We start from the raw sequence: 22,690 nt of genomic DNA, 5'->3' as shown, positions 1-22,690 counted from the left end.
CTCAACTGAGGCGCAAGCAGGGTCCCAGCGGGTAAACTGCGCGGCGGCGACGGTGACGCCACCTGTGGCGTCAAGGCTTGCGGTGGCGTGGCGGCCGCTGGCGGCGCGCCCGTGCGCTTGGCGGCACGGCGTTCATCGGCCTCCAGCGCGAAGGAAGAGCTTCTTCCAGAAATATCCGCGCTGGCCGGAAGGTTTGGCGAGCTCGCGTTGATGGTGCAGCCAGTTGCGGATGGCCAGATCGGCCAGAGCGGCTGGATCGACTTCATGGTCATGCTCGCTTTGGAAGTCGAGCAGGGCGCGCAGTGTGGGCGCCGAAATGGCGATACAAAGATTCGGTGTCATTTTCATCTCCGTCGCGAGAAAGTGCGTTTTTTGCCCTAAATTGGCCTGACCAAACCGCTATTTCGTGCGATTTTCAGGTCTTTTCCGTGATTTTTTCCTTTGGACAGCCGAAATCACGGAAAGTTCCCAAAAATCGCAAAAAATAGCGGTTTGGTCAGGCCAATTTGGGCCCAAAAACGCACTTTCTCGCGACAGCGCCGGGCGACTCACCCTTTGCCTAAATAGGCCTCAGGAGAGGTGCCGGTGAAGTCCTGGAAATCGCGGATCAGGTGGGATTGGTCGAAATAGCCGCTGTCGAGGGCCAGGGTGGCCCAGTCGTGACCATGCTGGGCGGGCGCGGCAGCGAGGGCGGAAGCGCGGGCTGTCCGGAAGCGACAGATGCGGGCAAACAGCTTGGGCGACAGACCGACATGGTCGCGGAACTGGTTGGCGAGGTACTGGCGTGAGACGCCAAACGCCGCCGCCAGTGATTCGACGCGCAAGGCCCCGCCGCTGGCTTCAAGCTGTGCCACTGCGCGCAAGGCGAGCGACTGGCCGGCCGGCGCAGTAGCGGCCACGCGGGCCGCAAGCGAGCTGGCGGCGCGGGCGCCGGCTGGGGCGAGCGAGAGGCGGGCGTAGAGTGCCTCGGTCAGCAGTGCCAGGCGTTCGGCATCGCTGCGCGCCACCGACCACAGTGTGTCGCGCAGCCGCTCGGCCATCGGACGGTCCCATAGCAGGTCGAGGTCGGCGCGCTGGTCGACCAGCCCCGCCTGCGGCACCGGCCCGATGAACACGCTGGCCGCCCCCGGCCGGAAGCGCACCGCCACCGTGCGCAGCCGGCGCGCAGCCGGCACATCGAACCAGGTGCTCATCATGCCGACAAAAAAGGCCGCCCCGCTGTCCTGCCACAGGATGTCGGTGCAATTATCGGGCAGCACCCGGTGCAACACCGGGGCGGGAACGGTCGCCGGAACAGGTGCGGCCGAGGCCTCGGACAGCCACAGGCAGTCCACCAGGCCGGCCAGCCCGGGCGGGGGAGGAAATTCCTGATATCTCATTCTGACGCGCCGCACCAATGCATTGTTATAATGTCCGGTTCATATCCTCTCATTTTAGTGCGCTCCATCATGCAAGAAAAATATAGTCCAGCAGAAGTCGAAAAAGCCGCCCAATCGCACTGGAAGGCGATCGACGCCTACAAAGCGGTCGAAAACGACCCGCGTTTCCCTAAGGGCAAGTACTACGCCTGCTCGATGCTGCCTTACCCGTCGGGCAAGCTGCACATGGGCCACGTGCGCAACTATACGATCAATGACGTGATGTACCGCTACCTGCGGATGAACGGCTACAACGTGCTGATGCCGATGGGCTGGGATGCGTTCGGCATGCCGGCCGAAAACGCCGCCATGGCCAACAACGTGCCGCCGGCCAAATGGACCTATTCCAACATCGACCACATGAAAGAGCAGATGGAGTCGATGGGCCTGGCGATCGACTGGTCGCGCGAGATGGCCGCCTGCAAGCCGGAATACTACAAATGGAACCAGTGGATGTTCCTGAAGATGCTGGAAAAAGGCATCATCTACCAGAAGACCGGCACCGTGAACTGGGACCCGGTCGACCAGACCGTGCTGGCCAACGAGCAGGTGGTCGATGGCAAGGGCTGGCGTTCGGGCGCGCTGATCGAAAAGCGCGAAATCCCGATGTATTACGTCCGCATCACCGACTACGCCGACGAGCTGCTGGACTACGTCGACAACAAGCTGCCAGGCTGGCCTGAGCGCGTGCGCATCATGCAGTCGAACTGGATCGGCAAGAGCACCGGCGTGCGCTTCGCCTTCCCGCACCAGATCAAGGGCAGCGACGGCCAGTTGATCAACGACGGCAAGCTGTTCGTGTTCACCACCCGTCCCGACACCGTGATGGGCGTGACCTTCTGCGCCGTGGCCGCCGAGCACCCGCTGGCCGCCCACGCCGCGCAGAACAAGCCGGAACTGCAAGCCTTCATCGCCGAATGCAAGATGGGCTCCGTGATCGAAGCCGATATGGCCACCATGGAAAAGAAGGGCATGCCGACCGGCCTGTTCGTCACCCATCCGATCAGCGGCGAACAAGTCGAAGTCTGGATCGGCAACTACGTCCTGATGACCTACGGCGACGGCGCCGTGATGGGCGTGCCGGCGCACGACGAGCGCGACTTCGCCTTCGCGAAAAAATACCATCTGCCGATCAAGCAGGTGATCGCCGCCGAAGGCCAGTCGTATTCCGACGAGGCCTGGCAGGAATGGTACGGCGACAAGGCCGTCTCCGTGGTCACCAACTCCGGCAAGTACGACGGCCTGCGCTACCACGAAGCGCTGGAAGCGATCGCCGCCGACCTGGCCGCCAAGGGCCTGGGCGAGAAGAAGACCACCTTCCGCCTGCGCGACTGGGGCATTTCGCGCCAGCGCTACTGGGGCACCCCGATCCCGATGATCCACTGCGAATCCTGCGGCTCGGTGCCGGTGCCTGAAAAGGACCTGCCGGTGGTGCTGCCGGAAGACTGCGTGCCGGACGGCACCGGCAACCCGCTGAACAAGCATGAAGCCTTCCTCAAGTGCGACTGCCCGAAATGCGGCAAGCCGGCGCGCCGCGAGACCGACACCATGGACACCTTCGTCGACTCGTGCTGGTACTACATGCGCTATACCTCGCCAGGTTCCGACCAGGCCATGATCGACGAGCGCAACGACTACTGGATGCCGATGGACCAGTACATCGGCGGCATCGAGCACGCCGTGCTGCACCTGCTGTACGCGCGCTTCTGGACCAAGGTGATGCGCGACTTCGGCCTGGTGAAGTTCGATGAGCCCTTCACCAACCTGCTGACCCAGGGCATGGTGCTGAACGAAACCTACTTCCGCGAGGAAGCCTCGGGCAAGAAGCACTGGTTCAACCCGGACGACGTGACCCTGACCACCGACGACCGCGGCCGCCCGGTGTCGGCCGTGCTGAAGGCCGACGGCCAGCCGGTCAACCTGGGCGGCATCGAGAAGATGTCCAAGTCCAAGAACAACGGCATCGACCCGCAAGTGCAGATCGAGCAGTACGGTGCCGACACCGCGCGCCTGTTCACCATGTTCGCCTCGCCGCCAGAGCAGACCCTGGAGTGGTCCGGTTCCGGCGTGGAAGGCGCCAACCGCTACCTCAAGCGCGTGTGGAACTTCGGCTACGCCCAGCGCGCCGCCATCCGCGCCGCCGGTTCGCCGCTGGCCGCGGTGGCCGCCACCGACGACGGCAAGGCGCTGCGCCGCGAGGTGCACAAGGTGCTGCAGCAGGCCGACTACGACATCAAGCGTATCCAGTACAACACCGTGGTGTCGGCCTGCATGAAGATGCTCAACACCCTGGAATCGGCCAAAGGCGTGGAGCCTGCCGTGCTGGCAGAAGGCTACGCCATCTTCCTGCGCCTGCTGAACCCTGTGGCACCGCACATCACCCACGTACTGTGGCAGGAAATGGGCTATGCCGGGGACATCCTGGATGCCGCCTGGCCGCAGGTTGACCCGGCCGCGCTGGAGCAGTCCGAGATCGAGCTGATGATCCAGGTGAACGGCAAGCTGCGCGGCTCGGTGAAAGTGCCGAAGGCCGCCGACAAGGCCGCCATCGAAGCGGCCGCGCTGGCCGAGGAAAGTGTGCAGAAGTTCCTGGAAGGCGCGCCGAAGAAGGTCATCGTGGTACCGGGCAAATTGGTCAATATCGTGGTGTAAGGCAAAGATGACGACGACTCTGAAATCCCGCGGCGCGCTGCGCCGCACGATGCTGGCGCTGAGTGTGCTGGGCATGGCTGCCGTGGCCACCGGCTGCGGCTTCCACCTGCGCGGCTCGGGCGGCACGTATACGCTGCCGTTCAACGCCATGTATGTGGGCTTGCCGGAGTCGTCGCCGCTGGCGATCGAGCTCAAACGCAATATCCGCGTCAACGGCCACACCACCGTGGTGTCGAGCAAGAGCGAGGCCGACGGCGTGATCGAGGTGATGACCAATCCGGAAAAGACCCGCACCAAGTCGATCCTGTCCCTGAACAGCAATGGCCGCGTGCGCGAATACCTGCTGAGCTACAACATCCTGTTCCGCGTGACCGACCAGGCCGGCAACGAATTGCTGGCGCCGACCAATATCGTGCTGGGCCGCCCGATCACCTTCAGCGAAACCCAGCTGCTGGCGAAAGAGCAGGAGGAAGCCTTGCTGTACAAGGACATGCAGGCCGACCTGGTGCAGCAGATGATGCGGCGCATGGCCGCCATCAAACCGGGCAAGCCGGCGCCGGCGCCCACCCCGTCCGGCGTCCTGCCAGGCGTGCTGGCGGCGCCCGACATGGTCGCCCCCACCGCGCCGGCCGCGCCGCCGGTCCGCTAAAGGCGCGCCATGCAGTTGCGCGCCGACGCCCTGGACGGCCACGTCGCCAAGACGCTGGCCCCGCTGTACGTGATCACCAGCGACGAACACTTGCTGGCGCTGGAGGCGGCCGACAAGATCCGCCGCGCGGCGCGCGCGCAAGGCTACTCCGAGCGCGAAGTGCTCACCGTCGAGCGCAATTTCAAGTGGGGCGAGCTCTTGGCCGCCAACCAGGCCATGAGCCTGTTCGGCGACAAGAAGCTGATCGAGCTGCGCATCCCGACCGGCAAGCCGGGCAAGGATGGCGGCGCCGCCCTGCAAGCTTACGCGAAAGACTTATCGCCCGATAACCTCACGCTGATCACCCTGCCCAAGCTTGACTGGCAGACGCAGAAGGCAGCGTGGGTGGCGGCCTTGCAGCAGGCCGCCGTGTACATCGACATCCCGAACATCGAGCGCAATGCGCTGCCGGGATGGATTGCAAACCGCCTTGCCGCACAAGGGCAGAGCGCGGAGCGCGCCAGCCTGGACTTCATCGCCGACCGCGTCGAAGGCAACCTGCTGGCGGCACACCAGGAAATCCAGAAACTCGGCCTGCTGCACGAGCCGGGCAAGCTGGCCCACGAACAGGTGCAGGACGCCGTGCTCAATGTGGCACGCTACGACGTGTTCAAGCTGTCCGAAGCCATGCTCTCCGGCGACACCGCGCGCCTGATCCGCATGCTGGAAGGCTTGAAAGGCGAAGGGGAAGCGCTGCCGCTGGTTCTGTGGGCCGTCTCCGAAGAAATCCGCACGCTGCTAAAATTAAAGGCAGGCATGGCCCAGGGCCGTCCGCTGCCGGCGCTCCTGAAGGAATACCGCATCTGGGGCCCGCGCGAACGGCTGATGGAGCCGGCGCTGCGCCGCATCTCGCTGCCCACGCTGGAGGCGGCAATGCAGCAGGCCGCCCAGGTCGACCGCATGGTCAAGGGCTTGCGCGCCAAGGCGTTCGCCGGCGACCAGTGGGACGCCATGCTGCAGCTGGCACTGAAGGTCGCAAGAGGGTAAACAAATGGACATCAAGCAGTACATGCAAGACATCGGCCAGCGTGCCCGCGCCGCATCGCGCGCCATGGCACGCGCCGACAGCGCCACCCGCAACCGCGCCTTGGCGCTGATTGCCCAAGCCATCGAACGCGAAGCACCGGCCTTGCGCGCGGCCAACGAGCAGGACCTGGCCGCCGCCCGCGCCGCCGGCCTGGCGCCGGCCATGCTGGACCGCCTGGCGCTGACCGACAAGGCCATCGCGACGATGGTGGAAGGCCTGCGCCAGATCGTTTCGCTGCCGGATCCGGTGGGCGAAATCTCGAACGTGAAGATCCGCCCATCCGGCATCCAGGTCGGCCAGATGCGCGTGCCGCTGGGCGTGATCGGCATCATCTACGAAGCGCGCCCCAACGTGACCGTGGACGCGGCCGGCCTGTGCATCAAGAGCGGCAACGCCACCATCCTGCGCGGCGGCTCGGAAGCGATCCACTGCAACCGCGCCCTGGCGCGCCTCGTGGCCGAGGGCCTGCAAGGCGCCGGCCTGCCGGCCGATGGGGTGCAGGTGGTCGACACCACCGACCGCGCCGCCGTGGGTGCCCTGATCACCATGCCGCAGTACGTGGACGTGATCGTGCCGCGCGGCGGCAAGGGCCTGATCGCGCGCCTGATGGAGGAAGCCACGGTGCCGATGATCAAGCACCTGGACGGCATCTGCCACGTCTACATCGACGCCAAGGCCGACATGGCCAAGGCGCTGGAGATCGGCTTTAACGCCAAGTGCCACCGCTACGGCACCTGCAACACCATGGAAACGCTGCTGGTGGCGCGCCCGATCGCGGCCGAAGTGCTGCCGCAGCTGGCCGCGCGCTACGCCACCGAGCAGGTCGAACTGCGCGCCGACGCCGAAGCGCACGCCATCCTGGCCGCTGCCGGCTATCCGCACCTGGCGCACGCCACTGAAGAAGACTGGGCCACCGAGTACCTGGCGCCGATCCTGGCCGTGCGCGTGGTGGACGGGCTGGACGCCGCCATCGAGCATTGCAACACCTGGTCCTCCAAGCACACCGAAGCGATCGTGACCGAGGATTACAGCGCCGCGATGCGCTTCCTGCGCGAAGTCGATTCCTCGTCGGTGATGGTCAACGCTTCGACGCGCTTTGCCGACGGCTTCGAATACGGGCTGGGCGCGGAGATCGGCATTTCCAACGACAAGCTGCATGCGCGCGGCCCGGTCGGCCTGGAGGGGCTGACTTCCCTGAAATACGTGGTATTCGGCCACGGCGAAACGAGGAAATAAAGAATGCTCTGGATTAAAGCGCTGCATATCGTCTTCATCGTGTCCTGGATGTCGGGGCTGTTCTACCTGCCGCGCATTTTCGTGAACCTGGCGCTGGAAACCCCGGGTCCCGCGACGGAGCGGCTGCTGACGATGGCGCGCAAGCTGTACCGCTTCACCACCATGCTGGCGCTGCCGGCGGTGGTGTTCGGGATCTGGCTGGTGGTGCTGCAATACGGCGCCAAAATGCCGGGCTGGCTGCATGCCAAGCTGTTCGTGGTGTTCCTGCTGCTTGGCTACCACCACGCATGCGGCTCGCTGCTCAAGAAGTTCGAACGCGGCGTCAATACGCGCGCTCATGTGTTTTACCGGTGGTTCAATGAAGTACCGGTGCTGCTGCTGCTGGCGATTGTCATCCTGGTGGTCGTCAAGCCTTTCTAAAACCGGTAAACCGGTGTCAGACCCACGGGGTCTGACACCTGGCCCCGGGACAGCCGCGTAGCGGTGTCTGACCCTGCGGGTCAGACACCGAAGTACCGGGTTTGATTTTTACAACGGATAAAGGGTCCCCCAAATGCCATCTTATTTCTGCCCATGCCCGCGCGGCCTGGAAGCCGCCCTGGCGGAAGAACTGACCGAAATCGCGGCCATGAGCCCGACCATGAAGGTCCACAACCATGTCCCCGGCGGCGTGCACGCCTCCGGCGACCTGTACGACGCCTACCGCATCAACCTGCACTCGCGCATCGCCTCGCGCGTCTTGATGCGCATGGGCGTATGCCACTACCAGAACGAAAACGACATCTACGACCTGGTGCTGGGCCAGCCGTGGGAAGAATGGTTCGGCATCCACCACACCATCCGCGTCGACGTCACCGCCATCAAGTCGCCCCTGAAGTCGCTGGAATTCACCACGCTCAAGATCAAGGACGCCGTGTGCGACCGCTTCCGCGACATGTACGGCAAGCGTCCCTCGGTCAACACGCGCGAGCCGGACATGCGCATCTTCGGCTTTCTCGACCAGCGCCAGTTCATGGTCTACCTCGACACCTCCGGCGAAGCGCTGTTCAAGCGCGGCTGGCGCAGCGAAACCGGCGACGCCCCGTTGCGCGAAAACCTGGCCGCCGGCCTGCTGCGCGTCTCGGGCTGGAAGCCGGGCGTGCCGCTGTTCGACCCGATGTGCGGCTCCGGCACCATCCTGTGCGAAGCGGCGCAGATGGTGCAGGGCATCCCGCCCGGCGCCCGGCGCCGCTTCGCCTTCGAGAAATTCCACGACTTCGATCCCGAGCCGTGGCAGAAGATGAAGACCGATTTCAAGCCCAACCCGCTGCCGGCCGAGCCGACCATTTTTGGTTCCGATATTTCCGGCGACATGGTGGCGATGGCGCGCCACAACCTGAAGAGTGCCGGCATCCTGTTCGAGGTGCCGCTCAAGCAGATCGAAGCGCAGCAGGTGCAGGCGCCGACCAAGGAGCCCGGCATCCTGCTGACCAACCCGCCGTACGGCGAGCGGATCGGCGTACGCGGCGACGCCAGCCTGGAAGAGGACGAGCTGGCGAAAAGCTTCTACAGCGCCTTCTCCACCACCCTGAAGCAGCGCTTTTCCGGCTGGACCGCCTACCTGTTCACCGCCGACCTGGGCTTGCCGAAGATGCTGCGCCTGAAGGAGTCGCGCAAGACGCCATTTTTCAACGGCGCGCTGGAATGCCGCCTGTTCCGCTTCGACATGGTGGCCGGCTTCAACCGCAAGGCGCAAAGCGACGCGCCAGCCGAATAAGCGCGCAGCTGCCGAATGTCCACTTCGGGGTCAGGAACAAAGGTGGACATTTCCTGCGAAAATGTCCACCTTTGTTCCTGACCCCGAAGTGGACATCCGATGCTTTCGACGCCTACCCCTCCGCCGTCTGCCGACGCCCCTTCCAGCATCCCCGAGCCGGAGGCGCCGCAGCGCAAGCCCCTGGGACCGGGCGCGCTGGCGGCAGTCCTGGCCAGCCTGTCGATGCTGGGACCATTCTCGATCGACGCCTATCTCCCCGCATTCCCCAATATCCAGGCCACGCTGCACGCCACGCCGATCGAGGTCCAGCAATCGCTGACCGCCTACATGCTGGCCTTTGCCGGCATGGTGCTGTGGCACGGCGCGCTGTCGGACGCTTTCGGCCGGCGCAACGTGATCCTGGTGTCGCTGGTGGCCTTCCTGCTCGGCACCGTCGGCTGCGCCGCCGCGCATTCGGTGCAGTACCTGTGGTTCTTCCGCGTGCTGCAGGGCGTATCGGCCGGCGCCGGCGTGGTGGTCGGCCGCGCCATCATCCGCGACCTGTATGCCGACGCCGCCGCGGCACGCTTGCTGTCGCTGGTGACCATGATCTTCTCCATCGCACCGGCCATTGCGCCGGTGCTGGGCGGCTTCATCGTCAAGTACTCCGACTGGCGCACCATTTTCCTGGCGCTGGCCGGCTACACGGTACTGTTGTTCATCGTCTGCTACCGGCGATTGCCCGACACGCTGCCGCGCGACAAGCGGCAGCCGTTCAACCCGCGCTACCTGTGGCGCAACTACCAGGCCATCCTGTCGGCGCCGCTGTTCCATTTGAAGACCGGCGTGGTGGCCTTCAACTTCGCCGGCCTGTTCCTGTACATCACGGCTGCCCCGGTGGCGCTGCCGGCCCAGCTGCACCTGGGTCCCGAGCAATTCGCCTGGCTGTTCGTACCGGCCGTTTCCGGCATCTTCCTCGGCGCGCTAGCGGCCAACCGCATTGCCGGCAAGACCAGCTTCGCGCGCCAGATCGGTATCGGCTTCTGTTTCCTGATCACGGCTGCCACGGCCAACCTCGGCTACCACCTGCTGGCCGCGCCCGCGCTGCCGTGGAGCGTGCTGCCGCTGTTCTTTTACACCTTCGGCATGTCGATGGCGGCGCCGGCCGCGACCCTGCTCGCGCTCGACCTGTTCCCGCACATCCGCGGCACGGTGGCCTCGGTGCAATCGTTTGCCACCACCTTGCTGGGCGCCCTGGTGGCCGGCGTGCTGGCGCCGCTCGCCTCGCATTCCTTGCTGTGGCTGGCGGCCGGTCAGCTGGCGCTGACGCTGTGCGCGCTCGGGCTATGGTTGACGGCGCGCGCACTGCGGCGCAAGATAGTGCCTCTTTGAAAATTTAGTTTGTATAAAGCAAATATCTACCAAGAATGTAGTGCTTTCTACACAAATGCAATTTATTGCCGTCAGAAATTTGTATTGCTATTAAGTTATAGTATATTTATGCCAATTTGCGTAGTGGATTGCAAGCCGGAAGACAGCCGCTAGGACCCATGCAACATCCCGACCAAGACATCCGCAATCGTTTGCTGATCGCGCGCCTGCCTGCCATGCCGCAGATCCTGATCAAGCTGATTGAACTGCTGCAAGCCGATGACGCCGGCATGCCGGAGCTGGCTGCGCTGATCGCCAAGGATGCCGGGATCGCCAGCAAGATCCTGGCCGTGGCCAACAGCTCGGCCTACCAGCGCCACCAGCGCACGGCGGGCCTGGAGCAGGCCCTGGTTGCGCTGGGCACCGACACCATCAAGACGCTGGTGATTTCCGAGTCGGTTTTCCAGACCTTCAACAACTTCCCGCACAGCGGCAGCACCGACCTGCGCGCCTTCTGGAAAGGCTCGCTGACCACCGCCGTCCTCGCGCGCGACATTGCGCGCGCACTCGACTACCCGCACGTGGAAGAAGCCTACCTGGCAGGCCTGCTGCACAATGTCGGCCGCCTGGCGCTGCTGGCCACCGCGCCCAGGGAATACGCCTGCAACTTCACCGCGCGCGACGACGAGGCGCTGTGCGCGGTGGAACTGCGCACGCTGGAAATCACCCACGCCGAAGCGGGCGCCTGGCTGATCGAGCGCTGGAACCTCGACTCCTTCCTGGCCGACTCGGTGCTGTACCACCACGAGCCGCTGGCGCGGCTGGCCGCGGCGCATCCGCTGATCCGCATCGTGCGCCTGGCGCACCAGCTGTGCCACCACGCCGACGCGCCGCAGGCGGCAGCCGAAGCGGCGGCACTGTGCGGCATCGAGGACGACCAGCTGGACGCTTTCGCCAGGTCGGCCGCGCGGCAGGTGGCGCGCGCGGCCGAAGCGCTGGGCATCGACCTGGCCGGCGCCGACGACCTGCCGGCGCCGGCCGCCGCGCCGCCGGTGCCGCTCGACCCGGTGCAGGCGCGCCTGTCGCAGGAAGTGCGCAATATGGTGCTGGTGCAGGAGATGGGCCAGAGCTTCGCGCGCCAGCAGGGCGAAGCGGGCATGCTCGACGCCATGACCCGCTCGGCGCGCATCCTGTTCGACTTCGAGACCACGGTGATCCTGCTGGAGAGCCCCACCGGCCACGCGCTGCAGGGCGCCGGCACGGGCCAGGCGCAGCAGCGCCTGTCCGAATTTGTCGTGCCCCTTGGCAGTCCCGGCCTGCTGGCCGACGCCGCCAATGGCCGCCAGCTGGCGTTTGCCGCGCGCGCCGGGGCCTGCCTGGGCATCGCCGAAGAACAGCTGTTGCGCATCGTCGGCAGCGAAGCGCTGGTCTGCCTGCCGCTGGTGGCCGGCCAGCGCTGCCTGGGCATGATCGTGGGCGGCGTGCCGGCCTGGCAGCTGCCGCTGCTGCAAAAGAAGGCGCGCTTGCTGCAAGCTTTCGGCAGCCAGGCCGGCAACGCCCTGGAAAACGCCCTGTCCGAGCGCGGCCACGTCCGCCGCCAGGTGGCACACGTGGCCGAGGAATACAGGGAGGCGTCACGGCGCGTGGTGCACGAAGTGAACAACCCGCTGTCGATCATCAAGAACTACCTGTCGGTGCTGGACGCCAAGCTGGCGCGGCGCGAGCCGGTGGTGGCCGAGATGTCGATCCTGAACGAGGAAATCGACCGCGTCGGCCAATTGATCAACGGCCTGGCCGAGCTGCAGCCTTCCGACGGCGGCGGCGTGGCCAATGTGGCGCGCGTGGTGGAAGACGTGCTGCGCCTGTTCCGCGCCACCGACTTCCTGCCGGCCTCGCTGCAGGTCATCACGCGCATGCAGGACGGGCCGCAGGAAATCGACGGCGACGCCGACCTGCTCAAGCAGATCCTGCTCAACCTGGTCAAGAACGCGATCGAGGCGCAGCCGGGCGGCGGCCGCATCGAGCTTGCCAACCGCGGCCTGGTCAACCGCGAGCGCCGGCTCTACGTCGAGCTGGTGGTGAGCGACGCCGGCCCCGGCCTGGCGCCGGACGTGCTGGCCAAGCTGTTTACCGCCGTGCAGAGCAGCAAGCCAGGGCAGCACCACGGCCTGGGCCTGTCCATCGTGCACAGCCTGGTCAAGAAGATGAACGGCATGATCAGCTGCCGCAGCGGCGCCAACGGCACGTCGTTCGAACTCCTGCTGCCGGCCCGCGGCAGCACCGGCCAGCTTGCCCCGGCGCCGGCGCGCGGCGTGGTCGATTCCGTATAAGGCCCGCATGAACACGCTCATCCCGACGCCACCGGCACCGGAATTCCAGCCACGCCTGCTGCTGGTGGACGACGAACCGCGCCTGCTGTCTTCCCTGTACGAGCTGCTGCGCGTGCAGGACAGCTACCGGCTGGTGACCGCCGCCAACGGTGCGGAAGCGCTGGCGCACCTGAGCCGCCAGCAGTTCGACCTGCTGCTGCTGGACCTGCGCCTGCCCGACATGAGCGGCCACGACATCATGGACTTCGTGAACGCGCGCGAAATCGACTGCGACGTGATCGTGATGAGCGGCGAGGCCGGCATCGAGGCAGCCATCGGCGCCCTCAAGCGCGGCGCCTACGACTACCTGCGCAAGCCGTACAATCCGCCCGAGCTGCTCAAGACAGTGGAAAACGCGCTGCAAAAGCGCCGCCTGGCGGTGGACAACACGCGCATCGCGCAGCGCCTGGAAAATTCGGAAAAGATGTACCGCTACCTGGTGGACAGCTCGCCCGACATCATCTACACCTTGAACCACGAAGGCTGCTTTACCTTCGTCAACGACCGCGCCTACCAGCTGCTGGGCTACGCGCGCGAAGAGCTAATCGGCCGCCACTACTCGGTGCTGGTGCACGAGGAAGACCAGGAGCGCGCCCGCTATGTGTTCAATGAGCGCCGCGTCGACGAACGCGCCGCGCGCAATGTGGAGCTGCGCCTGAAGTGCAACAACAGCGCCGCCGGCGACCGCACTTTCAGCAATACCCTGATGACCATTTCCGTGAACGCGATCGGCATGCACGTGCCGGGCGAGGAAATGTCGCGCCACGAATTCTTCGGCACCTACGGCGTGGCGCGCGACATCACCGACCGCAAGCGCGCCGAGGAGATGATCTCCTACCAGGCCTACCACGACATCCTGACCGACCTGCCCAACCGCATCCTGTTCAAGGACCGCCTGGGCCTGGCCGTGATCCAGGCCAAGCGCAAGCTCACCGAGCTGGCCGTGATGTTCATCGACCTGGACCGCTTCAAGCTGGTCAACGACACGCTGGGCCACGTGAAAGGCGACGAGCTGCTGCAGCAGGCCGCGCGGCGCCTGAAGGAATGCCTGCGCAAGGGCGACACGCTGGCGCGCCATTCCGGCGACGAGTTCACCATCGTGCTGCCCGAGCTGCGCGACCGCGCCGACGCCACCGCCATCGCCGACAAGTTCCAGGAAGTGCTGCAGGCGCCGTTCGACCTGGATGGCCATATGGTGCACATTTCGGCCTCGATCGGCATCGCGGTCTACCCGAACGACGGCGACTCGATCGAAGAGCTGCTGCGCCACGCCGACATCGCCATGTACCAGGTCAAGGCGCAGGGCAAGAACGGCCACAGCTTCTACCATCCCTCGATGCAGGACATGTCGCACCAGAAGATCGCGCTGGAGCGGGCGCTGCGCAAGGCGCTCGAGAACAACGAGCTGGAAATGTATTACCAGCCGCAGGTCGACATGGCCAGCGGCCGCATCATCGGCGCCGAAGGCCTGATGCGCTGGAACCACCCGACGCGCGGGCTGCTGTCGGCCGGCGAGTTTCTGCCGTTCGCCGAAGAGAACGGCCTGATGCTGCCGATCTCGGACTGGATGATCGGCGCGCTGTGCCGCGACCTGCTGCGCTGGAACGCGGCCGGCGCCGACAACATCCGCCTGTCGCTGAACCTGTCGCCGCAATACCTGGACCGCGGCGACTTCTTCGAAAAGATGCGCAATGCGCTGGCGCGCCACCAGATTTCGCCGTCGCAGATCGAAGTCGAGATCACCGAGAACATCTGCATCCGCAATCCGCAGTACGCCATCGAGCAGCTGAACAAGCTGTGCCAGCTGGGCGTATCGGTGGCCATCGACGATTTCGGCACCGGCTACTCCTCGCTGTCCTACCTGCACCGCTTCCCGATCCACACCATCAAGATCGACCAGAGTTTCGTCAAGGAGATCCACGACGAGCATGGCCACTATCCGGTGATCCTGGCCATCATCTCGATCGCGCGCGGCCTGGGCCTGCACCTGGTGGCGGAAGGGGTGGAGACCGAAGTGCAGGCACGCTACCTGGCCGCCAACGGCTGCGCCACCATGCAAGGCTACCTGTACTACCGTCCGGTCGCGCTGAGCGCCTTCATGCAGGTGCTGGCGGCACAGAACCAGGCGGATGCCCGCGCCATCGCCATGCCGGCCGGCCTGCGCCTGGCAAGCCAGGCATAAGCGCCGATGCAGCGTCCCGCAACAATGGAAGCTGCCGGCAGCGGCGCGCCGGCCAGCCAGGCGCAGGACGTCGCCGAATTCCTGCGCGTGCGCCAGCTGGCCGAGCGCGGCGTGGCCAATGCCCAGCACAGCCTGGGCTTCATGTACAGCAACGGGCAGGGCGTGGCGCAAAGCCACGAGCTGGCCGTGGCCTGGTACCGCCAGGCCGCCAACGCGGGCCTGGCGCACGCCCAGTACAACCTGGGCGTGATGTTCCAGAAAGGGCAGGGCGTCGACGCCGATTTCGCCGAAGCCGCGCACTGGTACCGACTGGCCGCCGAACAGGGCTATGCGGCCGCCCAGTACAACCTGGGCTGGCTGTACGCCAAAGGGCAGGGCGTGCCGCACGACGCCGAGCAGGCACGCTACTGGTTTGGCAAGGCCGCCGAGCAGGGCGATCCCGGCGCGCAGAACAACCTGGGCATGATGTACGACAGCGGCCGGGGCGTGCCGCAGGATTTCGCGCAAGCGATCACATGGTACCGCAAGGCCGCCGAGCAGGGCTACGCGCGCGCCCAGTTCAACCTCGGCCTGCGCTACGACAACGGCCAGGGCGTGGCGCAGGACGGCAAGCAGGCGCTGGGCTGGTTCCGCAAGGCCGCCGAGCAAGGCTACGCCGCCGCCCAGTTCAACCTGGCGCTGCGCTACGACCAAGGGCAGGACGTGCCGGCCGACGCCGCAGTCGCCATCAAGTGGTACACGCTGGCGGCCGAGCAGGGCCACGCCAGCTCGCAGTTCAACCTTGGCCTGATCTACGACAACGGCCAGGGCGTGCCGGCCGACGCAGTGGCGGCGCTGCAGTGGTACCGCCGCGCCGCCGAACGGGGACACGCCGGCGCGCAAAACAACCTGGGCCAGCGCTACGAGCACGGCCAGGGCGTCGCGCAAGACTACCGCGCGGCCGCGCAATGGTACCGCAAAGCCGCCCAGGCAGGCCAGCCGGCCGCGCAATACCACCTGGCCCAGTTGTACGCACAAGGGAACGGCGTCGGGCCCGACCAGCAGCAAGCCATCTGCTGGTACCGCAAGGCCGCCGAGCAAGGCCACGCGCAAGCCTGCTTCACGCTTGGCCTGCGCTACGACAACGGCCAGGGCCTGCCGCGCGACTTCCAGCAAGCGTTGGCCTGGTACCTGGCCGCCGCGCGCCAGGGCCACGCCCGCGCCCAGCTCAATGCCGGCCTGATGTTCCTGTCCGGCCAGGGTACGCCAGCCGACGCCGAGCAAGCCCGGTACTGGCTGACGCAGGCCGAGCGCAGCGGCCAGCCCGGCGCCGCCCGCCACCTGGCCACCCTGCGCGCCACGTGAAAGTCGGGGTCAGCTCCGGCCATCGGACACGGGCTCAGCCGCTAGCGGCTGAGCCCGTGTCCGATTGCCGGAGCTGACCCTGACCCTTCCCCTCATATTTTGCAGACACGCACCATCGATATCAGTTCGATAAGTGCGTGTTTGATATCTGTCAGATGGATCGAAGGCGGTTGGGCCTCATTAATCCAATGCATCGCCAATGACAGGATTGACAGAGTGCTGGCAGCCTTCGCGCGACTGCCGTAAGCGACACTGAAACCTGTTTTGCGAGCGGCGAGTCCGATAAGCCAGAGTGCGTAGGTGAGCAATGTCCCCAGCAAGAGCAAAATAGCCAAGCGCCGCAATGTGTGGGTCTGACTAAGGCGTAATCCCATTCCCCACTGCGCGTTCTTGAGGTCGCGGAAGGTTTGTTCGATCTGCATGCGGCCAGCGTAAATGTTGGCGATTTGCTCGGCATTGAGTGAGGCGAGCTTGGGTGAAACGGCGAGCAACCATGGCTCGCGTTGTCCCCGACTATTCTTCTTGCTGTGGCAGCTGCGTGCCGGCTTGCCTATCTTGGTCAATCGGCGCCGCCCCTTTGGGTGGCGTTTCAGCAGCACAAGCCGGCACAGGACAGGATTAGCGCGTGTGTAAAAGTATTGGCCCAGGTCGCGCGCATGGGCGCTGGCCTGTGCATAGAGCGTCTTGCAGCCAACCCAGCCAGGACTGTCGTGCCAGCGCACCATGTCGCGATTGCGGATCCTCCCCACCCAGGCAAATCCGAGCTGGTTTAACAGCTTGAACCAACTGGCGCGAAAGCCGGCATCGGTGATGATGATGGCCCGGCTGCCCGGTGGAAGTATGCTGCGCAACGATTGTAGAAAGTGTTGATGCACAATCGGTGAGCCAAGCTTGGCGCAGGGGTGGGTTTCCTCATAGAGGGTGAACGCACGCCCTTTGACGATGGCTGCTGCCCGTAGCAACTGAATGCTGCTATCGTCTCGTACCGCCGACCAGTCCACAGCAATCTGCACACCAGGCTGGCGGATCACACGGCGAGCCAGCGCACGGTACACGGCATGCTTTTCCTGCGCCAGATGGGGGTTACTCAACAGCCGATCACAGCATTTGATGCGATGGCGCAACTGCGTCGCCGAAGCCAGCTTCTTCCCCATGCGCACCAGACTTAGGCCACCATGCAACGCCGCTGTCGCCACCTTGGCCAAGCATGTCCGCCGCTTGGCATGCATGTTCGGACATTCCTGATCCAATAACCCCTGTATGATTGCATGTGCATGCATGGCTTATTCCTTTCCCTCGCAGTTTGGACGCTACGAATGAAAGGGGTGACACAGCCATGCATGCGCCGTTTTTGGGATTGAAAGTTAACAGCTTCCTTCAACGTTTACAACAAAAATATGAGGGGAAGGGTCAGGAGCTGACCCCGACTTTCAATTTAGCGGCGACGTGGCGCTTGCGGGGCGGCGCTGCCGCGTTTCTCGATGTGACGGAAGACGATGCGGCCTTTATTCAGGTCATACGGCGACAGTTCCAGGGTGACCTTGTCGCCGGCGATGATGCGGATGAAGTTTTTCTTCATGCGCCCGCCCGTGTAGGCAATCAGCTTGTGGCCATTGTCCAGGTCGACGCGGAAGCGTTGCTCCGGCAGGATCTCGGTGACCACGCCGTTCATTTCAATGAGTTCTTCTTTTGCCATGCTGTGTTCCTTTGCGATTGGGAGGGCGAGGGGACGAAAAAAAAGCCCGCGTTGTTGCGGGCTTCGTTTCAATGTAATGCCAATGTTTCAATCGCTGCTACAGCCCGTGCTATCTGCACGGTGCGAAGCGGTCAGCCAATGCTATCTGCAAGGTGCCGGCCTGTGACCAATGTTTGGTGCTACAGGGTGAAGTTCTCGAGTACCTCACCGCGGAACGCAGTATAACACGGTTTTTGTGCGATGCACAAATTTTATTTTCCTGGTGCGCTCAGCGGTAACCTTCCGCTTCAAACGGGTAGGAATAGATGTTTTCGATGAAGCGTTCGCCTTCCTTGGCCTGGCGCGCCAGGTAGAGGCGCTTGCCGTGCACCCACGGCGTGAATTCGGCTTGCGCGGTGTTGAACGGGGCGCCGATATTCTTTGGCGCGCTCCAGCCATGCTTGCCGTTGAAGCTGATGTACAGGTCGACGTCGCCGGCGCCGCCTGGCACGTCGGAAAAGTACAGCAGGTAGCTCTGGTCGGCGGCAACGTAAGGGTTCGATTCGCGCCAGGGTCCGGTATTGACCGGTTCCGCCAAGCGTTCCGGCGCGGCGTACTTGCCGTCGACGCGGCGCGAGCGCCACAGGTCGGACTTGCCTTCGGCGCCGTTCTTCATGAAGTAGATGGTGCCGTCGGCGGCAATCGAGCCGGACGATTCCGATTCATCGCTGTTGATGGCGTGGCCCAGGTGCAGCAGCGGCCCCCAGCGGCCATCCTGCAGCGCCACCGAGTAGATGTCGAAGCCTTTGCGGGCGGGCTTGTCGGGCACCGGGCGGTTGGACTGGAAGATGATCGACTTGCCGTCCGGCGCGAAGGCCGGGTCGATGTCGCGCGAGCCGTCGGTGGCGGAGAACGGCACCGGCGCAGGCTTTTGCCACTTGCCGTCCACCTTGTGCGATTCCACGATCAGCAGCCTGGTTCGGGCGCCGCCCGATTGCACCCACAGCGCATGCTGGCCATCGGGTGACAGCGTGAAGCCGAACACGCCGTTGTCGGACACCAGGCCCGGTTCGAACATGCCGTCGCTGGGCGAGGCGGCAATTGCGGTTGCTAGCAGCAGGGCGGAAATATTCATCTAGATGATTCCTCGTTGTCCGAAGTGCAGTGCCATGGTGAGGCAATTGCCGCAAGCGGGCAACACCTTTCAGCGCGCGAAGTGCGCTTCGATTTCCTCCAGCGTCTTGCCCTTGGTTTCGGGCAGCAGCAATGCGGCGGCCAGGAAGTACACCACCGTGCAGCCGGCCCAGAAGAAGAACATCGCGGCGTAGCCATGGCGGCCGACGGTCGGCAGGAAGACTGCGGCAATCGTGGTGGAGACGAACTGGTTGACCAGCAGTGCGATGCTCATGCCGTTGGAGCGGATGCGCGTTGGCATCAGCTCGGACAGCGCGAGCCACACGCAGACGCCGGGGCCGACGGCGAAGCTGGCCACGAACAGGCAGATCGCCAGCGTCACCTGCCAGCCGTGCGCCACCGAAGGCAGGGCGCCGATGTGCGCCTGCTCGATTTTGAGCGGGGCGCTGCGGCCTTGCGCCGGATCGGCGAACGGGTTCAGGTGCAGGCGGCGGAAGAAGGCGCCGATGACGCTGTCAGCCTGCACGGTATCGTCGCGCGCCAGCACCATCGGCGCCAGCGCCGGGTCGTCGCTGCGGCGGGTCTGGACGTTGGTGAACGGGCCATAGGAATAGGCCACGGTCAGCAACTGCGGCGTGGCATCGGCACCGCCTTGCGCGCCCAGCGCCTTCAGGGTGCTTGCGTCGAGCCGCAGCGACAGGGTATCGCCTTTGGCCTGCGCGGCCACGATCGCGCTCACGTCGCGCTGCCCGCTTTCGGCGCTGCGGAACAGCAGGCCGGCGGCCAGCAGGGCCAGCACGATGCCGCCGCTGCCCAGCATCAGCAGGAATTTGCGGCCCTTGCGGTCCACCAGCAGCACGGCCACCACGGTCATGAGGGCGTTCAGCAGCTTGAGCCCGACGTCGGCCATGTTGGCGGTGGCGCCGGGCAGGCCGGCCTGGTTCAGGATGTTGACCACATAGGCCAGCACGGAGTTGATGCCGGTGGCCTGGGTACAGGCCAGCACCAGGCAGGCCAGCAGGAAGGGCAGCACGTAGCGGCGGCTCAGCAAGCGGTCGTCGGCGGCCAGAGCGCCGGCACGGCCGCTTGCGCTGCGCGCTGCGGTCACGCCGCCGCGGCCGGCAACGACGCCGCGCGCTGCGGCGATGTCGCCTTCGCTGGGCGTGCCGGCCGCCGCGTCGCGCACGGCCACGCCGGCTGCAGCTTGCATGTCGCGCAGCTCGAACTCGGCTTCGGTGGCGGCGCGGGTGCGCAGCAGGGTGCTGCGGGCTTGTTCGATGCGGCCGCGCTGCACCAGCCAGCGCGGCGATTCCGCCAGCAGCACGCTGCCGAACGTGAACACCAGGCCCGGGGTCAGGCACATCCAGAAGATGCTGCGCCAGGCGTGGTCCTTGGCGGCGAAGACGGCGGCGGCGCGCGCCGCTTCGGGTAAGGCCTGAGCGGCTTGCGTTGCGCTTTCCACATGCTGCGCCTGCACCAGGCCGATCACGGCCGCCGCCACCAGGCCGACGGTGAGCAGGAGTTGGAACAGGGCGGCGCCACGGCCGCGCTGCTCGGCGCGCAGGCATTCGGCCAGGTACAAGGGCACCACCACGCCGATCAAGCCGCCGCTGATGCCTTGCAGCAGGCGCCCCAGCAGCAGCGCGGTATAGCCGTCCGACAGCGCGATCAGGGGAATGCTGATGGTGAACAGGGCGCCGGCCAGCACCATTGCCCAGCGGCGGCCGATGGCGTCGGCAATGGCGCCGGCAAACAGGGAAGAGAGCACGGAGCCAAGCAGCACGGCAGCAACGATGAAGCTCAGTTGCTGCGCGCTCAGCTTCCACGCGACCGAGGCGGTGGATTCAAGGTAAGGCAGGGCGCCGGCAATGATGCCGACGTCGATCCCGTAAAGCAGGCCGCCCATCCCGGCGATAAAGAGTAAATAGCGCATGGATAAGGCCTGCATCGGGTCTCCTGGTATTGTTATGAGAGTGGAATGGCCTCGCCTTCAACGAAGACGGCCACGGGGTGTAACGACTGGTCCAGCACGACAATGTCGGCCCAGGCCCCCGGCGCCAGGCGGCCGCGCTGCGACTCGCCCAGGTAATCGGCAGGGAACAGCGACAGGCGCTGCGCAGCTTCCGCCACTTCCATGCCCAGGCTGACGAAGTTGCGTAGCGCCTGGTCCATGGTCAGCACCGAGCCGGCCAGGGAACCGGTGGCAAGGCGCACGCAGCCCATGCATTTGAAAACGCGCTGGGTGCCGAGCGCATACTCGCCGTCCGGCATGCCGGTGGCGGAGGTGGCGTCGGTGACGCCGTACAGGCGCGGGATGGCGCGCAGCGCGGCGCGCATGGCGCCCGGGTGCACGTGCAGCAGGTCTGGAATGATTTCGGCATATTCGGCGTGCGCCATGGCCACGTCCACCATGCCCGGCTCCTTGTGGCTCATGCCGGTCATGCCGTTGAACAGGTGGGTGAAACCGGCGGCGCCGGCGCGCATGGCAGCCACGCCGTCGTCGTAGCTGCCGGCGCTGTGGCCGATCTGGACGCGGATGCCCATCTGTTTCAGGAGCGGGATCAGTTCCAGGTGGCCCGTCACTTCAGGCGCCAAGGTCAGCACGCGGATCGGTGCGATGGCGTGGTAGCTCTCCACCAGGGCGCGGCTGCCGGTCACCACGTCGGGCGGCTGGGCGCCCAGGCGGCGGCGGTTCAGGAACGGGCCTTCCAGGTGCACACCCAGCATGCGCGCGCCGTGCTGCGGGCGCTGCGCGATGACGCCGGCCAGGCCTTGCAGGGCGTGGCGGATCGAATCCTCCTTGGCGGTGAGCGTGGTGCCGAGCAGCGCGGTGGTGCCGTGGCGCGCATGGCTGCGCGCCACCACGGCGCCGGCGTCGCCGCCTTCCATGATGTCGACGCCGGAAGCGCCATGTACGTGCAGGTCGATGAAGCCGGGGATGATGGTCAGGCCCTCGCCTGCCGCGGCCGCGCCTTCGGTGATGCTGGCGATGCGCTGGCCGAAGGCAATGCTGCCGTTGATCCAGCCGTCGGGGGTGAGGATGCGACCTTGCAGCATTGCCTTACTCCGCGACGATCACTTCGATGCCGCGCTTTTCCAGCCCTTCGCGGTATTCCGTGCTGATGCTGGCGTCGGTGACCACCGTGTGCACGCGGTCGAGCTGCACGATGCGGTGCAGCGACACGCGGCCGAACTTGGAAGCGTCGGTCAGCACGATGACTTTTTTCGCGCGTTCCACCATCTTGTGGTTCAGGTTTGATTCGGCCTCGTGGTGGGTGGTGATGCCGAACTGCAGGTCGAAACCGTCGACGCCGAGGAACAGCTTGTCGAAGTTGTAGGCCGACAGGCAGGCTTCGGCCTGTGCGCCTTGCAGCGACAGGGATTGCTTGCGCAGGCGCCCGCCGGTCAGGATCAGGTCCACGCCCGGGGCATCGGCCAGCTCCCATGCGATGTTCAGGCCATTGGTCAGCACCGTCACGTCGTTGGCGCCGCGCAGGTGGCGCGCCAGCGAGATGGTGGTGGTGCCGGAGTCGATGATGACGTTGTCGCCCGGCTGCACCATGCGCGCGGCCAGCAGGCCGATCTGCTCTTTCTGCGCCTGGTTCAGGGAATCCTTCTGCCGAATCGTGTGCTCGGTCGGCGGGGTGCGCGCCAGGAGGGCGCCGCCGTGGCTGCGCTGCACCAGGCCCTGGGATTCCAGCACACTGAGGTCGCTGCGGATGGTGACGGCGGAGACGCCAAGCTTGTCCACCAGGTCGGCTACCTGGACCGAACCATTTTGTACGATCGCCTGCAGGATGGTCTCGCGGCGTTGGCTGGTATTTCGCATGTCTTCTGTCGCTGGGTGTAAAAACGTCGA

General features: G+C 65.4%; 18 protein-coding genes. 10 read left to right on the top strand and 8 right to left on the bottom strand.

The window, feature by feature from the left end; genetic code table 11:
• Positions 1–132: 132 nt before the first annotated feature.
• Positions 133–342, bottom strand: coding sequence for a hypothetical protein (locus tag ACWBU6_RS28390; RefSeq protein ID WP_452646667.1), 210 nt, complete (start codon positions 340–342; stop codon positions 133–135).
• 206 nt (positions 343–548) lie between these two features.
• A complete protein-coding gene (locus ACWBU6_RS28385; RefSeq protein WP_452646666.1) occupies positions 549–1,379 on the bottom strand; it encodes a DUF6597 domain-containing transcriptional factor in 831 nt (276 codons plus the stop codon).
• A gap of 69 nt (positions 1,380–1,448) precedes the next feature.
• On the opposite strand from ACWBU6_RS28385, the gene leuS reads away from it, so the two are divergent.
• From leuS to ACWBU6_RS28335, 10 genes are all read left to right on the top strand, one after another.
• Entirely contained in the window at positions 1,449–4,070 is a 2,622-nt protein-coding gene (gene leuS, locus ACWBU6_RS28380) for a leucine--tRNA ligase (protein WP_452646665.1), read from the top strand.
• Between the two features lie 7 nt (positions 4,071–4,077).
• Positions 4,078–4,719, top strand: coding sequence for an LPS-assembly lipoprotein LptE (locus tag ACWBU6_RS28375; RefSeq protein ID WP_452646664.1), 642 nt, complete (start codon positions 4,078–4,080; stop codon positions 4,717–4,719).
• Between the two features lie 9 nt (positions 4,720–4,728).
• A complete protein-coding gene (gene holA, locus ACWBU6_RS28370; RefSeq protein ID WP_452646663.1) occupies positions 4,729–5,745 on the top strand; it encodes a DNA polymerase III subunit delta in 1,017 nt (338 codons plus the stop codon).
• A 4-nt stretch (positions 5,746–5,749) separates the two neighbouring features.
• Positions 5,750–7,021 (top strand): glutamate-5-semialdehyde dehydrogenase, encoded by a 1,272-nt coding sequence (locus ACWBU6_RS28365; RefSeq protein ID WP_452646662.1) that lies wholly within the window; start codon positions 5,750–5,752, stop codon positions 7,019–7,021.
• A gap of 3 nt (positions 7,022–7,024) precedes the next feature.
• A complete protein-coding gene (locus ACWBU6_RS28360; protein ID WP_452646661.1) occupies positions 7,025–7,441 on the top strand; it encodes a CopD family protein in 417 nt (138 codons plus the stop codon).
• Between the two features lie 133 nt (positions 7,442–7,574).
• Entirely contained in the window at positions 7,575–8,777 is a 1,203-nt protein-coding gene (locus ACWBU6_RS28355; RefSeq protein WP_452646660.1) for a THUMP domain-containing class I SAM-dependent RNA methyltransferase, read from the top strand.
• Positions 8,778–8,876: 99 nt separating this feature from the next.
• Positions 8,877–10,148 carry a multidrug effflux MFS transporter gene (locus ACWBU6_RS28350; RefSeq protein WP_452646659.1) on the top strand — a complete coding sequence of 424 codons (1,272 nt, stop codon included), beginning with the start codon at positions 8,877–8,879 and terminating at the stop codon, positions 10,146–10,148.
• Between the two features lie 158 nt (positions 10,149–10,306).
• Positions 10,307–12,457: an HDOD domain-containing protein gene (locus ACWBU6_RS28345; protein ID WP_452646658.1), complete on the top strand. Its 2,151-nt coding sequence runs from the start codon at positions 10,307–10,309 to the stop codon at positions 12,455–12,457.
• A 7-nt stretch (positions 12,458–12,464) separates the two neighbouring features.
• Positions 12,465–14,678, top strand: a complete 2,214-nt coding sequence (locus ACWBU6_RS28340) for a putative bifunctional diguanylate cyclase/phosphodiesterase (RefSeq protein ID WP_452646657.1) — start codon at positions 12,465–12,467, stop codon at positions 14,676–14,678.
• A gap of 24 nt (positions 14,679–14,702) precedes the next feature.
• The gene (locus ACWBU6_RS28335) at positions 14,703–16,022 is read left to right on the top strand and encodes a tetratricopeptide repeat protein (protein ID WP_452649630.1); all 1,320 of its coding nucleotides are present in this window, start codon (positions 14,703–14,705) and stop codon (positions 16,020–16,022) included.
• A gap of 92 nt (positions 16,023–16,114) precedes the next feature.
• On the opposite strand, the gene ACWBU6_RS28330 is transcribed toward ACWBU6_RS28335, so the two are convergent.
• The 6 genes from ACWBU6_RS28330 to ACWBU6_RS28305 form a co-directional block, all read right to left on the bottom strand.
• The gene (locus ACWBU6_RS28330) at positions 16,115–17,302 is read right to left on the bottom strand and encodes an IS4 family transposase (protein WP_452644803.1); all 1,188 of its coding nucleotides are present in this window, start codon (positions 17,300–17,302) and stop codon (positions 16,115–16,117) included.
• A 155-nt stretch (positions 17,303–17,457) separates the two neighbouring features.
• Positions 17,458–17,718 (bottom strand): translation initiation factor IF-1, encoded by a 261-nt coding sequence (gene infA, locus ACWBU6_RS28325; RefSeq protein WP_452646656.1) that lies wholly within the window; start codon positions 17,716–17,718, stop codon positions 17,458–17,460.
• A gap of 268 nt (positions 17,719–17,986) precedes the next feature.
• Positions 17,987–18,832 carry a TolB family protein gene (locus tag ACWBU6_RS28320; protein WP_452646655.1) on the bottom strand — a complete coding sequence of 282 codons (846 nt, stop codon included), beginning with the start codon at positions 18,830–18,832 and terminating at the stop codon, positions 17,987–17,989.
• Between the two features lie 69 nt (positions 18,833–18,901).
• Positions 18,902–20,779 carry an MFS transporter gene (locus ACWBU6_RS28315; protein ID WP_452646654.1) on the bottom strand — a complete coding sequence of 626 codons (1,878 nt, stop codon included), beginning with the start codon at positions 20,777–20,779 and terminating at the stop codon, positions 18,902–18,904.
• A 17-nt stretch (positions 20,780–20,796) separates the two neighbouring features.
• On the bottom strand, positions 20,797–21,888 hold the full coding sequence (locus tag ACWBU6_RS28310; protein WP_452646653.1) for an N-acetylglucosamine-6-phosphate deacetylase: 1,092 nt from the start codon (positions 21,886–21,888) through the stop codon (positions 20,797–20,799).
• A gap of 4 nt (positions 21,889–21,892) precedes the next feature.
• The gene (locus tag ACWBU6_RS28305; protein WP_452646652.1) at positions 21,893–22,660 is read right to left on the bottom strand and encodes a DeoR family transcriptional regulator; all 768 of its coding nucleotides are present in this window, start codon (positions 22,658–22,660) and stop codon (positions 21,893–21,895) included.
• Positions 22,661–22,690: the final 30 nt, after the last annotated feature.

Source organism: Pseudoduganella sp. HUAS MS19 (assembly GCF_053615455.1).
Note: the sequence above shows the minus strand (reverse complement) of the source record. Positions and strands in the feature narration are given on the sequence as shown.